Genomic DNA, 14,997 nt, shown 5'->3' on the forward strand with positions numbered 1-14,997 from the left:
AGGAGCAACGGGGATGACAGCCACCGAGTCCGACGCACCGGCCCGGGTCCTGGTCGTGGACGACGAGCCGGCGCTGCGGGACGCGCTGGAGAGCAGCCTGGCCTTCGAGGGCTACGAGGTGGTCACCGCCTCCGACGGCCTCGAAGCGCTGGACACGGTGGCGGAGCAGAAGCCCGACCTGGTGCTGCTCGACATCATGATGCCGCGCATGGACGGCCTCACGGCCGTCCGCCGGCTCCGCTCGCGCGGGGACACGGTCCCGGTGCTGATGCTGACCGCGCGTGACGCGGTCGGCGACCGGGTCACCGGCCTCGACGTGGGCGCCGACGACTACCTGGCCAAGCCGTTCGAACTGGACGAGCTGCTGGCCCGCGTCCGCGCGCTGCTCCGGCGCTCCGCGCTCACCGGCTCCTCGGGCACGGCCGACGCCGCGGGCGCCGACGAGATCCTCTCCTTCGAGGACCTCACCATGAACACCACCACCCGCGAGGTCACCCGTGCGGGCAAGCCGGTGGAACTGACCCGGACCGAGTACATGCTGCTGGAGATGTTCCTGGCCCACCCGCGCCAGGTGCTGACCCGCGAGCAGATCCTGAAGGCCGTCTGGGGCTTCGACTTCGAGCCCTCCAGCAACTCGCTCGACGTGTACGTGATGTACCTCCGCCGCAAGACCGAGGCCGGGGGCCTGCCGCGCCTCGTCCACACCGTCCGCGGTGTGGGTTACGCGCTGCGTGCGGCATGAGAAGTCCCGGTTGGTTCCGGAGGATGACCCTCCGTGGCCGGCTTGCACTCCTCACCGCCTCAGCCGTTGCGCTGGCCGTGGCCATAGCGGCTCTTGCCTGTTGGTTCCTGGTGCAGGGGCAGCTCTATGCCCAGGTGGACGACAACCTCACGAATGCCGGCGGCCTCTACGCGCACGAGCTCATCTGCGGGGACACCGCCGCCGATGCGGTCACCAAGGCCAGCGCCTCGCCACAGCCCGGCTTCGGTGCCCCGTCGGGCAGCAAGTCGCAGTACCGCTGGGACAGCGAAGTGCTGCTCCCCGATCAGTCGAGCAACAACGTCTGCCTCCCACCGGGTAGCTCTATCGGCATCACCGTCGCCCACTCGTACCTCTCGCTCCCGATCGGCCAGACCGAGATCGTCGACGGCACCTACACCGACGGAAGCCACGCCCGGGTGCGCGTGATCTCGAACGCGGAGATCAACGGCACGCCGTACATCCTGCTCACGGCCTATCCGCTGGACCAGGTGACCCGCGAGCTCGGCAGGCTGCTGGCCGTCCTGATCGCCATCGCCATCTCCGGCATCGTCGCCGCGGGCGCCATCGGACTCCTCGTGGCGCGCGCCGCGCTCAAGCCGGTGGACAAACTCACCGCCGCCGTCGAGCACATCGCCCGCACCGAAGAGGTCGGCACGACCATCGACGTGGCCGGGGACGACGAGATCGCCCGCCTCTCCACCTCGTTCAACAGCATGTCCACCGCGCTTGCCGCCTCCCGCGAGCGGCAGTCGCAGCTGATCGCCGACGCCGGGCACGAGCTGCGGACGCCGCTGACCTCGCTGCGGACCAACGTGGACCTGCTGGTCCGCAGTGAGGACGCCGGGCGTCCGCTGCCGCCGGAGACGCACACGCGGCTGCTGCGGAACATGAAGGCGCAGATGGGCGAGCTGTCCACGCTCATCGGCGACCTGCTCGAACTCTCCCGGCCGACGCGCCCCCAGGGTTCCAAGCCCTTGGAGGTCATCGCGCTGCACGACATCGTCGCCCGCGCCCTGGACCGGGCGCGGCTGCGGGGGCCGGGCTTGGAGTTCACCGTCCGGGCCGAGCCCTGGTACGTCCGCGCGGACGCGCACGCACTGGAGCGGGCGGTGATCAACCTGCTGGACAACGCGGTGAAGTTCAGCCCGGCGGGCGGCACGATCGACGTCGCCCTGAAGTTCGGCACCCTGACCGTCCGCGACCACGGCCCGGGCATCCCGGAGGAGGACCTGCCGCACGTCTTCGAGCGGTTCTGGCGCTCCCCCTCCGCCCGCCAGATGCCGGGCTCCGGCCTCGGCCTGGCGATCGTCTCCCAGACCGTCCACGACCACGGCGGCGAGGTCTCCCTCTCCAACGCCCACCCGGGCACCCTCGCCACCCTCAAACTCCCGGGCGCTCCGACCCCGCCCCCGGACCTTCCGACCGAGATGTGACCGGCCACCGCGTCTCAGCATACGAATATTTCTGTCCCACCATATGAGTCAGCGGCCATGATGCCGTCATGACCACCAGTCAGCGCGGCCCGACCGCGCCCACCGCCTCCCCCAGCACGCCCCCTGCGCGCCGCCGTTGGGTGATGCTCGGGCTCGGGACTGCGGCGCAGACGGCGGCGTTCGCGTTCGTGTACGGGATGCCGTACCTGATTCCCGCGCTGCGCAGCGGGGAGCAGCTGACGCTGGCCCAGGCCGGGGTGATGGTCGCCTGCCCGACGGCCGGGCTGTTGTTGGCGCTGTACGGGTGGGGCGCGGCGACCGACCGGTACGGGGAGCGGTGGGTGCTGGCGATCGGGCTGGGGCTGGCGACCGCCGCGCTGGCCGGGGCGGTGTTCGTGCACGGGCTGGTCGCGCTGGGTGTGCTGTTCGCCGTGGCGGGGGCGGCCGGGGCGAGTGTGTCGGCGGCGAGCGGACGGGTCGTGCTGGGGTGGTTCCCGCCGGAGCAGCGCGGGCTGGCGATGGGCGTGCGGCAGACGTCGACGCCGCTGGGCATGCTGGTCGCAGCCGTCGCGATCCCGCCGATCGCCGCCGCGCACGGGCTGCGCGGGGCGGTGCTGTTCGTCGCCGTGCTGAGCGGCGTGATGGCGGTGCTGACGGCCCTCTTCGTGGTCGACCCGCCACGGGCGGCCTCCGGCGGCAAGGGCGGCGGCAAGGGCGCACGCGAAGAGCGCCCGGCCAGCCCCTATCGCGGCGCGACCCTGTGGCGGATCCACGGCGCGAGCGCGCTGATGGTGTGGCCGCAGTTCACCGTCGGCGCCTTCGGGCTGGTCTACCTGACCGACGTCCGGCACTGGCCGGCCGTGGCCGCCGGGCAGCTGATGGCCTGCGGTCAGGCCCTGGCCGCCGCCTGCCGGATCGGCGCGGGGCGCTGGTCGGACGCGGTCGGCAGCCGCCTTGCGCCGATGCGGGTGCTGGGCGCGGCCGTGGGGGCGCTGACGCTGGGGATGGCGTTCGTGCCCGGCCCGCCAGCCGTCATCCTGCTGGTCCTGCTGTGCGGGCTGTCCGCAAGCACCAACGGCCTCTCCTTCACCGCCGTCGCCGAGCTGGCCGGCCCGTCCTGGGCCGGGCGCGCGCTGGCCGTCCAGAACACCGGGCAGAACCTGACCGCCTCCCTCTGCCCGCCCGCCGTCGGGGCGCTGATCACCGCCGCCGGCTACGCCCCGGCCTTCGGCCTGGCGGCCGCCTGTGCCGTCGGCGCGATCGCGGTGCTGCCCGCGCGCCGGGCCACGGTCGCGTAGTCACCCAGAACTCCACACTCCACGCTCGGCCCGAAAGCGATCAGGTTCGTCTACGGCGAAGCACCTGACAAGCCGTAAGGTCGAACACATGGACACTGCGGAGCGTGAGGAGGTCGCGGCGCTGCTGGCGCGCGCGGCGGAGGTGGACGGGCGGCAGGCGGTTTCCGAGCAGGGGCGGCTGGCGCTGCGGAGCGGGCGGGCCGAGGTGAGCCATCTGACCAGCAGGGACGAGGCGGGCACGCTGCTTGGCTACGCCCAGATCGACGGCGACCGGACCGCCGAGCTGGTGATCGACCCGGCGCACCGCCGCCAGGGCCACGGCCGGGCACTGCTGCTGCGGGCGCTGGACGGCGGGGCGCAGCAGCTGTGGGCGCACGGCGGGCACCCGGGGGCGCGGCGGCTGGCCGAGGAGACCGGGCTGGTGCTGGTCCGCGAGCTGCGGCAGCTGCGCCGCACGGACGCCGCGCCGCAGGCGCCCGCCCTGCCGGACGGAGTCACTGTGCGGACCTTCGTCCCCGGCAAGGACGAGGAGGCGTGGCTGCGGGTGAACGCCGCCGCCTTCGCGCACCACCCCGAGCAGGGCTCCTGGACCCGCCGCGACCTCGACGAGCGCGAGGCCGAGGGCTGGTTCGACCCGAACGGGTTCTTCCTGGCCGAGCGGGACGGCGAGCTGGTCGGCTTCCACTGGACCAAGGCCGAGGGCGGCCTGGGCGAGGTCTACGTGGTCGGGGTCGCGCCGTCGGAGCAGGGCAGCGGGTTGGGCAAGGTACTCACTGCGGTGGGTCTGCGCCACCTGATCGAGGACCGGGGACTGCGAACGGTGCTCCTCTACGTCGACGCCGATAACCCGGCCGCGCTGCGGGTATACGAGAAGGCAGGGTTCACGGTCCACGAGGTGGACCTCATGTACGGCGTCCGCCCCTGACCCGTCGGACGCCCCGCGCCGCACGGCCGGAAGCGGGTCCCGAAACGGCCCCGTGGGCGGCCACGAAGGGTGACCCTGATGCGGCGGTCCGGAGGCGACCGCCGCAGCTTTCCCACAGGCCATGCTGAATTCACCCTCAGTTCACACACCGTTGCAAAGATCACTAAATGCGATCCGTCAGGTCCCCCAGGCGGCCTGCGGATGACGCGCAGGAGGAGCCACCCGAGATGACAGCCCAGCCTGCCCCGTCCGCATCCGCCACCACGTCCGTGTCCGGAGCAACCACCGGCGGGACCGTTCTCGTGCCCGACGCCGGCTTCCCCGGCGACGTCGACGAGGAACTGCCGCAGAACCGGTTCCTGGACCGCGAGCGCAGCTGGCTCGCGTTCAACCAGCGCGTGCTGGAGCTCGCCGAGGACCCGGAGACCCCGCTGCTCGAGCGGGCCAAGTTCCTGGCGATCTTCGCCAGCAACCTGGACGAGTTCTTCATGGTCCGCGTCGCCGGACTCAAGCGCCGCATCGCCACCGGCGTCGCCCAGCGCAGCGCCAGCGGTCTGCAGCCGCGCGAGGTGCTGGACCTGATATGGACCCGCTCCCGCGAGCTGATGGCCCGGCACGCCGCCTGCTTCCACCAGGACGTGCTGCCCGAGCTGTCCGCCGAGGGCATCGAGCTGGTGCGCTGGAACGAGCTGACCGACAAGGAGCAGGCCCGCCTGCTGGCCCTGTTCCGGCAGCAGATCTTCCCGGTGCTGACCCCGCTGGCGGTCGACCCGGCGCACCCGTTCCCGTACATCTCCGGGCTGTCGCTGAACCTGGCCGTGGTCGTCCGCAACCCGGTCAGCGGCCACAAGCACTTCGCCCGCGTCAAGGTGCCGCAGTCGCTGTCGCGCTTCCTGACCGCCTCGCCGCAGCGGTACGTGCCGCTCGAGGACGTCATGGGCGCGCACCTGGAGTACCTCTTCCCCGGCATGGAGGTCCTCGCCCACCACGCCTTCCGGGTCACCCGCAACGAGGACCTGGAAGTCGAGGAGGACGACACCGAGAACATCCTCAAGGCGCTCGAGAAGGAGCTGATGCGGCGCCGCTTCGGCCCGCCGGTGCGCCTGGAGGTCGAGGAGTCGATCGACCCGTACGTGCTGGACCTGCTGGTGCGCGAGCTCAACATCTCCGCCGCCGAGGTCTACCCGCTGCCCGGCCCGCTGGACCTGACCGGCCTGTTCGCGATCGCGAACGTGGACCGCCCCGAGCTCAAGTACCGGCCGTTCGTGGCCGGGACCGCGCGCGGGCTGGCCGAGGTCGAGTCGGCGTCGCAGCCGGACATCTTCGCCGCCGTGCGCGAGCGGGACGTGCTGCTGCACCACCCGTACGACTCGTTCTCCACCTCGGTGCAGGCCTTCCTGGAGCAGGCCGCCGCCGACCCCAACGTGCTGGCGATCAAGCAGACGCTCTACCGCACCTCCGGCGACTCGCCGATCGTCGACGCGCTGATCGACGCCGCCGAGGCGGGCAAGCAGGTGCTGGTCCTGGTCGAGATCAAGGCGCGCTTCGACGAGCAGGCCAACATCAAGTGGGCCCGCAAGCTGGAGGAGGCCGGCTGCCACGTCGTCTACGGCCTGATCGGGCTGAAGACGCACAGCAAGCTGTCGCTGGTGGTCCGCCAGGAGGGCGAGACGCTGCGCCGCTACGCGCACGTCGGCACCGGCAACTACCACCCCAAGACGGCCCGCCTCTACGAGGACATCGGCATCCTGACCGCCGACCCGCAGGTCGGCGCGGACCTCTCGGACCTGTTCAACCGGCTCTCCGGTTACTCGCGCCGCGAGTCCTACCGACGGCTGCTGGTCGCCCCGCGCTCGCTGCGCAAGGGGCTGATCGAGCGGATCAACGACGAGATCGCGCACCACAAGGCCGGACGCCCGGCCCGGGTGCAGATCAAGGTCAACTCGATCGTCGACGAGGCCGTCATCGACGCGCTCTACCGGGCCTCGCAGGCCGGTGTGCAGGTCGACGTCTGGGTGCGCGGGATCTGCGCGATCCGGCCGGGCGTGCCGGGGCTGAGCGAGAACATCCGGGTCCGCTCGGTGCTCGGGCGGTTCCTGGAGCACTCCCGGGTCTTCGTCTTCGGCAACGGCGGCGACCCCGAGGTGTGGATCGGCAGCGCCGACATGATGCACCGCAACCTGGACCGCCGGATCGAGGCCCTGCTCCGGGTCACCGACCCGGGCCACCGGGCCGAGCTGGCCGGACTGCTCGAACTCGGCATGGCCGACGACACGTCCTCCTGGCACCTGGGCGCCGACGGGACCTGGACCAGGCACGCGCACGACGCGGACGGCCGCCCGCTGCGCAACGTGCAGGAACTGCTGATCGACTCCCGCCGCCGCGCCAGGCGCGGAAACGACGGCTGGGGGCCCGGTGCCGGGCCGAGCTGAACCACGACCGCACTTACCGACCGCAACGGGGACTCACCGAATGACGACCGAGATCGAGCCGGCCGCCGCAGGAGCCTCCTCGGCGGAGAGCCTGCTCGGGGCCCACCTCGCCGACCAGGCCGGACGTTTCCTTCGGGCACTGCCCGACGTCGACCTCAGCACGCTGCGCCGCGTCGACGGCGCGCTGCACGGCTTCGGCGCGCTGCTGGACCCGGCCTGGGGCGAGACCCTGCGCGGCGACCTGGCCGCGCTGGTGGTCACCCTCGGCCAGGAACGCGGCTACACCCGCAGACTCACCCGGCTGCTCACCGCGATCGACTCGCTGACCTGCACCGACGCGAGCAGCGTGCCGACCCCGCGCAGCGGCGACGACTCCGGCGTCGCCGTCGGCGGGGCGCCCGAGCCCGCGATAGGCGGCCTGCTGGCGAACCACCCCGGCGCTCCCAAGGCCCGCGCGATGCTGGACCGCCAGCTCACCCTGGCCCGCTCCCGCAGCCACACCGCGGCGCTGCAGGAACTCGGCTCGGCCCGGTTCCACTCCCTCGCCGACCGGATGACGCTGCTCGTCTCCGACCTGCCGCTGCGCGCCCCCGCCGAGTCCCACCCGCCGGAGCAGTTGCTCGCCTACGCGGGCCGGATGGGCGAGGCACTGGAGCTCACCGTCTCCCGCCTGCCGCTGGACCGCGCCGCCCAGCCGTACAACGGCGACGCGCTGCACCGGGTCCCGGTCGCCGCGGACCCGCTGCACTCCGCGCACGAGGACGTGGCCTGGACCCGGGTGAGCGCGGCGGTCCGTTACGCCCGCTACGCCCTGGAGGTCTGCCGCCCGCTGCTCGGCGCGCGCACGGACGAGCCGCTGGCCGGCCTGGTCCACCTCGCCGCGCACCTCGACGAGCAGCAGGACGCCGCGGACGCCGCCGAGGCCGCCGCGCTGGCGGCACGGACGCCGCGGATCACTCCGGCGACCGCGTACGTCCTCGGCGTGGTGCATGCTGATCAACGTCTGGAGGTCGAGGCGGCCCGCCACGCCTTCAGCCGCTCCTGGCCCGACTTCATCACCTCCGGATGGCTCACCGACCCATGGCTCGCGCGCTCGACCTGAACCCCGCCAAGAAGAAGAAACAGAAGAGAGAGAAGGACGGGGCGCCGCGCAGCATGGACGTGGTGAAGGCCGCAGGCGTCGTCCTGTGGCGCAGGAGCGGGATCGCCCAGGACGTCGAGCTGGCGCTGGTGCACCGGCCCAAGTACGACGACTGGAGCTTCCCCAAGGGCAAGCTGGAACCGGGCGAACGCCACCGCGAGGCGGCGCTGCGCGAGGCCTACGAGGAGACCGGCATGACGGTGATGCTCGGGAACCGGCTGCCGACCCAGCACTATCTGGACCGCGGGCGCATCAAGCGCGTCCGCTACTGGTCCGCGACCAGGCTCACCGGCGTCTTCACCGCGAACCGCGAGGTCGACGCCCTGCGCTGGCTCCCTGCGCGGGAGGCGCGGGCACTGCTCAGCTACGAGCACGACCGGGGTCTGGTGGACGCCCTCCTGGAGTCCCTCTAGGCACACAGGCTGTGCCCTCGCCGTGCTCTCGTCGTGGCGAAACCGTTACTACTGGTCTGCGTATCCCGGTGTCCGACACAGGTTCACCCGCCGTTCATTTGCGCAGGCTGAACGCTTCACCTCCTCTGCCTAACTTCAGTGTCATCGGAGGCCGCCTGGCCTTCCTCCCACGTGAAGAACCGCTGATCGCCCTCCTCCCCGCGGCGGCGGTACCCAGAAAGGGACACCAAGTGAAGCTCCAGCGCAACGGCCGCACCAAGGCCCTCGCCATCGGCGCCCTTGCGGTCGTCAGCTCGCTGACGCTCGCGGCGTGCGGCTCCGACAACAACAACGCGTCCAGCACGGGCGGCAGCTCGTCCTCCTCCACCACCACCGCGTCCGCCGCCGACTGCGGCAGCGGCCAGGTGCTGGGTGCGGGCTCCACCGCGCAGCAGAACGCGATGCAGATCTGGATCCGTAACTTCCAGCAGCAGTGCTCGGGTGTCACGATCAACTACCAGGGCACCGGCTCCACCGCCGGCCGCACCACCTGGCTCGAGGGCAAGACCCAGTTCGCCGGCTCCGACTCCGCGATGAAGGCCGCCGACATCGCCAAGTCCAGCTCCGTCTGCGGCGGCACCGGCCACGCGATCAACCTGCCGATGGTCGGCGGCCCGATCGCCATCGCCTACAACCTGCCCGGCGTGAGCAACCTGGTCCTGGACGCGCCGACCCTGGCGAAGATCTTCTCCGGCAAGATCACCACCTGGAACGACCCGGCGATCAAGGCTCTCAACCCGTCGGCCTCCCTGCCGAGCACCCCGATCCAGACGTTCCACCGTTCGGACGGCTCGGGCACCAGCGCCAACTTCAGCGCCTACCTGGCCGCCGCCGCCCCGTCCGACTGGAGCTACGGCTCCAACTCGCAGTGGCCGGCCCCCGGTGGCCAGGCCGCCCAGGGCTCCAGCGGTCTCGCCGCCCAGGTCAAGCAGGTCACGGGCTCGATCTCCTACTTCGAGCTCTCCTACGCCAAGGCCAACAACGCGACCACCGCCTCCATCTCCACCGGCTCCGGCACCCCCGTCGCGGTCTCCACCGACGCGGCCGCCAAGGCCATCTCCGAGGCGACCGTCGTCGGCACCAACGGCGACCTGGCCCTGAAGCTGAACTACGCCACCAAGACGGCTGGCGCCTACCCGATCTCGCTGGTCACCTACGAGATCGTCTGCAACAAGGGCAACGCCGCCGCCACCCTGCCGGCGCTGAAGTCCTTCCTGAACTACACCATCAGCGACGCCGGCCAGCAGGCCGCCGCCCCGGCCGGCTACCTCCAGCTGCCGTCCGCCATCACCGACAAGGTCAAGGCCGCCATCTCCACGCTGAGCTGAGCTTCCTGACCACCCCTCGCCCGTCCGGTCCCGCCCACCAGGGCGGGCTCCGGGCGGGCCGGGGCCATTGCCGTTCCCGGCAGTAGCCCCGCCTGTTCCACGTGTTCCCACCTGATTCCACTCGTCCGACCGCGCGGAACGCCCCCACCGGGGCGAACCCCGCACCCGACCAGTCCGGTGCACCGCCGCCACGCGCTCCTCGTCAGAGGCGCGCAACCAGACCGGAGCAAACCATGGATACCCCGAACCGAACCGAACCCCCGCAGAAAGCCGGCGGGCCCCCGCAGAAGACGCCGGCCGGCACCCCGGCCGCCGCGCCCAAGCCCGAGCGTCCGAACCTCAAGCGGCGCTTCGCCCTTGGCGACTCGCTCTTCTTCAACGCCTCCCGCGGGTCCGGCATCCTGCTGCTCGTGGTGATGGCCGCCATCGCCACCTTCCTGCTCGTCCGGGCCGTCAACGCGCTCGGCCAGAACCACGGCAACTTCCTGACCACCCAGGCCTGGACCCCGGACAACACTCCGCCGGTCTTCGGCATCGCCGTCCTGCTGGTCGGCACGCTGGTCAGCGCCGCCATCGCGATGATCATCGCCGTGCCGATCGCCATCGGGATCGCGCTGTTCATCTCGCACTACGCCCCGCGCCGCGTCGCGCAGTTCTTCGGCTACCTGGTCGACCTGCTCGCGGCCGTCCCCAGCATCGTCTTCGGCCTCTGGGGCGCACTGTTCCTGGCGCCGCACATGCTGGGCGTCAACGCGTGGCTGAACCAGTACTTCGGCTGGACCTACATCTTCAAGCAGACCCAGCCCGGCGCCGCCCCGCGCACGATCTTCACCGTGAGCATCGTGCTGACGATCATGATCCTGCCGATCATCACCGCGGTAAGCCGCGAGGTCTTCCGGCAGGTCCCGCCGATGCACGAGGAGGCGGCCCTGGCGCTCGGCGCCACCCGCTGGGAGGTCATCCGCACCGCCGTCCTGCCGTTCGGCCGCGCCGGCGTGATCAGCGCCGCGATGCTGGGCCTCGGCCGCGCGCTCGGCGAGACCATGGCCGTCGCCGTGGTCCTCTCCCCCAGCTTCGTGCTGTCGCTGCACCTGACCGACCCGGGCGGCGGCACGCTCGCCCAGAACATCGCGTCGCAGTTCAACGAGGCGTCCTCGCTCGGACGTGACGCGCTGATCGCCTCCGGTCTGGTCCTCTTCGTCATCACACTGCTGGTCAACGGCGCGGCGCGGATCATCATCGAGCGCCGCAAGGACTACTCGGGAGCGAGCGCCTGATGGGCACCGCACTTCAGGACCGCGCACCCCTCGGTCCCACCAGCCTCAACAGCCGTCGTCTGCCCAAGTGGGCCCCCGCCGCCGTCGCCGTTGTGGCCATCGGGCTCGGCTGCGCGATCGGCGCCGGCTTCGGCATCACCAGCAAGCTCCAGTGGGGCCTGATGGCGGTCATCCTCTTCGTGGTCGGCCAGTACGTGCTGTCCACCGCCGTCGAGGGCCGCCGCTGGGCCAAGGACCGATTCGCCACCAGCCTGGTCTGGTCGGCCTTCATCCTCGCCGTGATCCCGCTGTTCGGCCTGATCTACTACACGATCTCGCAGGGCATCAGCTACCTCAGCATCGACTTCCTCACCCACTCGATGAAGGGCGTCCTGGCCACCGACACCAACGGCGGCCTCTACCACGCCCTCATCGGCACGCTGGAGCAGGTCGGCCTGGCCACGCTCATGGCGGCCCCGGTGGGCATCTTCACCGCGATCTACCTGGTCGAGTACCAGGGCGGCCGGCTGGCCCGCGCGGTGACCTTCTTCGTCGACGTGATGTCGGGTGTCCCGTCCATCGTCGCCGGTCTGTTCGTTCTCTCGTTCTGGATCATCCTGCTGGGCTTCTCCTTCTCCGGCTTCGCCGGAAGCATCGCGCTCGCGATCCTGATGCTTCCCGTCGTGGTCCGCTCCACGGAGGAGATGCTCAAGCTGGTACCGAACTCGCTGCGCGAGGCCAGTCTGGCCCTCGGTGTGCCGAAGTGGCTCACCATCCTCCGGGTCGTGCTGCCCACCGCGCTCGGTGGCATCACCACCGGCCTGATGCTCGCGGTCGCGCGCATCACGGGTGAGACGGCTCCGATCCTGCTGCTGGTCTTCGGCGCGGACGCGATCAACGCGAACCCGTTCAGCGGGCCGCAGTCGTCGCTGCCGCTCTTCGTCTACCAGCAGTACGCACTCGGTACGGACGCCTCCCAGTCCCGCGCGTGGGCCGGCGCCCTGGTGCTGATCGCCTTCGTGATGATCCTGAACCTCGCGGCACGCCTCATCGCGCGCTGGAAGGCCCCGAAGGCCGGACGCTGACGGCGATCGCTTCGCCGCCCCAGACTTCATTCGAACGAGAGAGACAGAGCACGATCATGGCCAAGCGCATCGACGTCAGCGGACTGAACGCGTACTACGGAAACTTCCGGGCGGTGGAGGACATCTCCATGGTTGTCGAGCCCCGCTCGGTGACCGCCTTCATCGGCCCCTCGGGCTGCGGGAAGTCGACCTTCCTGCGCACCCTCAACCGCATGCACGAGGTGATCCCCGGCGCCCGCGTCGAGGGCAAGGTTCTGCTCGACGACGAGAACCTCTACGGTTCCGGCGTCGACCCGGTCGCCGTGCGGCGCACCGTCGGCATGGTCTTCCAGCGGCCGAACCCGTTCCCGACCATGTCCATCAAGGAGAACGTCGCCGCCGGCCTCAAGCTGAACGGCGTCCGCAACCGCAAGGTCATCGACGAGGCCGTCGAGCGGTCGCTGCGCGGCGCGAACCTGTGGAACGAGGTCAAGGACCGCCTCGACAAGCCGGGCGCGGGCCTCTCCGGCGGCCAGCAGCAGCGTCTCTGCATCGCCCGCGCGATCGCGGTCGAGCCGCAGGTCCTGCTGATGGACGAGCCCTGCTCGGCCCTGGACCCGATCTCCACCCTCGCCATCGAGGACCTGATCGGCCAGCTGAAGGAGCAGTACACGATCGTCATCGTCACCCACAACATGCAGCAGGCCGCGCGTGTGAGTGACCGGACGGCGTTCTTCAACCTGGCGGGCGTGGGCCAGCCGGGCCGGCTGATCGAGATCGACTCGACGGAGAAGATCTTCTCCAACCCGAGCGTCCAGGCGACCGAGGACTACATCTCCGGCCGCTTCGGCTAAGAGCCGCCGGGGCTGTTGCCGAGGCACAGTGACCCCTCCGCGGCGCTACTAGGCGGTGCCGCCGCGGGGGTAGCAAGAGAAGGGCCCCGCATCCTGCTTACGCACCAGGATGCGGGGCCCTTCGTTTGCCCTTGGGCGAGGGGCGAGTTGCACCGTCCAGGGGCGCGGGGAACTGCGCGAGTAACCACTGGCATGCGGATGGCCCTGAGCGTTCGGGGCTCTACCTGCGTGGGTGGCTTGTCGCGCAGTTCCTCGCGCCCCTGAGGTGGTCGCCGAGAGGCGAGCCTCAGCCGACGATGGCCCAGCTGAGCCAGAAGACCAGGGCGGCGACCAGGCCGGCCGCCGGGAGGGTGATGAACCAGCCAAGGACGATGTCCTTCGCGACACCCCAGCGGACCGCGCGCACCCGCTTGGTCGCGCCGACGCCCATGATCGCGGAGGTGATCACGTGGGTGGTGGAGACCGGGACCTTGTAGACGTAGGCCGTCACGTAGAGGACCAGCGACGAGACCGACTCCGCGGCGAAGCCCTGCGGGGGGTCGAGTTCGATGATGCGGCGGCCGAGGGTCCGCATGATCCGCCAGCCACCCGCCCAGGTGCCGAGCGCCATGACGAGGGCCGTGCTGATCTTGACCCAGGTGGGGATGTTGTTCCCGGAGTAGTGGCCAGAGATGGTCAGCGCCATCACCACCACACCCATCGTCTTCTGGGTGTCCTGGAGGCCGTGGCCCAGGGCCATCGCCGCCGCCGAGACGGTCTGCGCCACGCGGAAGCCGCGCTTGGACCGGTGCGGGTTGGAGTGGCGGAAGATCCAGAGGATGGCCACCATCAACGCGAAGCCCAGGATCAGACCCGCGATCGGGGAGGTGATCATCGGGAGGATGACCTTCTCCCACAGGCCGGTCCAGTACACCTGGGTGCCACCCGCGAGCGCCGCGCCCACCATGCCGCCGAAGAGGGCGTGGGTGGAGGAGGACGGCAGGCCGAAGTACCAGGTCACCAGGTTCCAGGCGATCGCCCCGATCAGGGCCGACCACAGGATGACCATGCCGTGACCGCCACTGGGTGTGGCGATGATGCCCTTGCTGACGGTCTGTGCGACGCCCTCCCCGAGGAAGGCGCCGAGGAGGTTCATGACCGCTGCCATCAGCAGGGCCGCCTTCGGCGTCAGCGCGCGCGTCGAGACCGAGGTCGCGATCGCGTTGGCCGAGTCGTGGAAGCCGTTGGTGTAGGCGAAGCCGAAGGCGACGGCAATGACCAGTACCAGTCCGAAGATGTCCACGTGCGGTTCAGGACTCCTTGACGGCGATGGTCTCCACCGTGTTCGCCACATGTTCGAACGCGTCGGCGGCCTCTTCGAGGACGTCGACGACCTGCTTGAGCTTGAGGACCTCGATCGCCTCGTACTGGCCGCTGAAGAGGTGGGCCAGCAGCTTGCGGTGGATCTGGTCGGCCTGATTCTCCAGGCGGTTGACCTCGATCCAGTACTCGGTCAGGTTGTCCATCGTCCGCAGGTTCGGCATCGCCGACGCGGTCAGCTCCGCCGCCCGGGCCAGTACCTCGATCTGCTGCTCCACGCCCTTCGGCAGGGTGTCGATCTCGTAGAGAACAACAAGATCAACAGCCTCCTCCATGTAATCCATGATGTCGTCGAGCGAGGACGCCAAGTTGTAGATGTCCTCGCGGTCGAAAGGCGTGATGAAGGACGAGTTCAGCTGATGGAAGATCGTGTGGGTCGCCTCGTCGCCCGCGTGCTCGGCTGCGCGCATCCGGTCGGCGATCTCCGACCGTGCGGCGACATCCGCACCGAGCAACTCCAGGAGAAGCTTGGAGCCGGTGACGAGGTTGTTCGCCGAGGCGGCGAACAAGTCATAGAAGCTCGTCTCCCGGGGGGTCAGACGAATGCGCACAAAAGTCTCCGAAGTACAGGGGCGGACGTAGCGATGCTAGGCGCTGCGCCCGGACATTGCGCACACCGGGGTGCAACGGCCGACACGGAGTACCTGGAATCATCCTTCCGTACGCAGTGGTGACACGCCGAAACGTAATAA

Annotated in this window: 13 protein-coding genes; 11 read left to right on the plus strand and 2 right to left on the minus strand. The window is 70.4% G+C overall.

The features are described 5' to 3' along the window. Positions 1-13: 13 nt before the first annotated feature. The 11 genes from I2501_RS30155 (at position 14) to pstB (ending at position 12,946) form a co-directional block, all read left to right on the plus strand. Entirely contained in the window at positions 14-742 is a 729-nt protein-coding gene (locus I2501_RS30155; protein ID WP_196197453.1) for a response regulator transcription factor, read from the plus strand. A 23-nt stretch (positions 743-765) separates the two neighbouring features. Further along, the gene (locus I2501_RS30160; RefSeq protein ID WP_236047508.1) at positions 766-2,196 is read left to right on the plus strand and encodes a sensor histidine kinase; all 1,431 of its coding nucleotides are present in this window, start codon (positions 766-768) and stop codon (positions 2,194-2,196) included. Positions 2,197-2,264: 68 nt separating this feature from the next. Then, positions 2,265-3,494: an MFS transporter gene (locus tag I2501_RS30165; RefSeq protein WP_196197455.1), complete on the plus strand. Its 1,230-nt coding sequence runs from the start codon at positions 2,265-2,267 to the stop codon at positions 3,492-3,494. An 88-nt stretch (positions 3,495-3,582) separates the two neighbouring features. Further along, positions 3,583-4,419: a mycothiol synthase gene (gene mshD, locus I2501_RS30170; RefSeq protein ID WP_196197456.1), complete on the plus strand. Its 837-nt coding sequence runs from the start codon at positions 3,583-3,585 to the stop codon at positions 4,417-4,419. Between the two features lie 227 nt (positions 4,420-4,646). Next, positions 4,647-6,851 (plus strand): RNA degradosome polyphosphate kinase, encoded by a 2,205-nt coding sequence (locus I2501_RS30175; protein WP_196197457.1) that lies wholly within the window; start codon positions 4,647-4,649, stop codon positions 6,849-6,851. Positions 6,852-6,891: 40 nt separating this feature from the next. Next, on the plus strand, positions 6,892-7,953 hold the full coding sequence (locus I2501_RS30180; RefSeq protein WP_196197458.1) for a CHAD domain-containing protein: 1,062 nt from the start codon (positions 6,892-6,894) through the stop codon (positions 7,951-7,953). Next, a complete protein-coding gene (locus tag I2501_RS30185; RefSeq protein ID WP_328806749.1) occupies positions 7,932-8,405 on the plus strand; it encodes an NUDIX hydrolase in 474 nt (157 codons plus the stop codon). The genes I2501_RS30180 and I2501_RS30185 overlap by 22 nt, the downstream gene beginning before the upstream one ends. Positions 8,406-8,635: 230 nt before the next feature. Further along, positions 8,636-9,772, plus strand: a complete 1,137-nt coding sequence (gene pstS, locus I2501_RS30190; protein WP_196197459.1) for a phosphate ABC transporter substrate-binding protein PstS — start codon at positions 8,636-8,638, stop codon at positions 9,770-9,772. 233 nt (positions 9,773-10,005) lie between these two features. Continuing rightward, on the plus strand, positions 10,006-11,049 hold the full coding sequence (gene pstC / locus I2501_RS30195; RefSeq protein WP_196197460.1) for a phosphate ABC transporter permease subunit PstC: 1,044 nt from the start codon (positions 10,006-10,008) through the stop codon (positions 11,047-11,049). Then, a complete protein-coding gene (pstA, locus tag I2501_RS30200) occupies positions 11,049-12,113 on the plus strand; it encodes a phosphate ABC transporter permease PstA (protein WP_196197461.1) in 1,065 nt (354 codons plus the stop codon). The genes pstC and pstA overlap by 1 nt, the downstream gene beginning before the upstream one ends. A 56-nt stretch (positions 12,114-12,169) precedes the next feature. Further along, positions 12,170-12,946, plus strand: coding sequence for a phosphate ABC transporter ATP-binding protein PstB (gene pstB / locus I2501_RS30205; RefSeq protein ID WP_196197462.1), 777 nt, complete (start codon positions 12,170-12,172; stop codon positions 12,944-12,946). 286 nt (positions 12,947-13,232) lie between these two features. On the opposite strand, the gene I2501_RS30210 is transcribed toward pstB, so the two are convergent. Both I2501_RS30210 and I2501_RS30215 read right to left on the minus strand, forming a co-directional pair. After that, entirely contained in the window at positions 13,233-14,228 is a 996-nt protein-coding gene (locus tag I2501_RS30210) for an inorganic phosphate transporter (RefSeq protein ID WP_196197463.1), read from the minus strand. Positions 14,229-14,235: 7 nt separating this feature from the next. Then, positions 14,236-14,856: a DUF47 domain-containing protein gene (locus I2501_RS30215; protein ID WP_196197464.1), complete on the minus strand. Its 621-nt coding sequence runs from the start codon at positions 14,854-14,856 to the stop codon at positions 14,236-14,238. Positions 14,857-14,997: the final 141 nt, after the last annotated feature.

This window comes from Streptacidiphilus fuscans (assembly GCF_015690355.1).
Lineage (GTDB): Bacteria > Actinomycetota > Actinomycetes > Streptomycetales > Streptomycetaceae > Streptacidiphilus > Streptacidiphilus fuscans.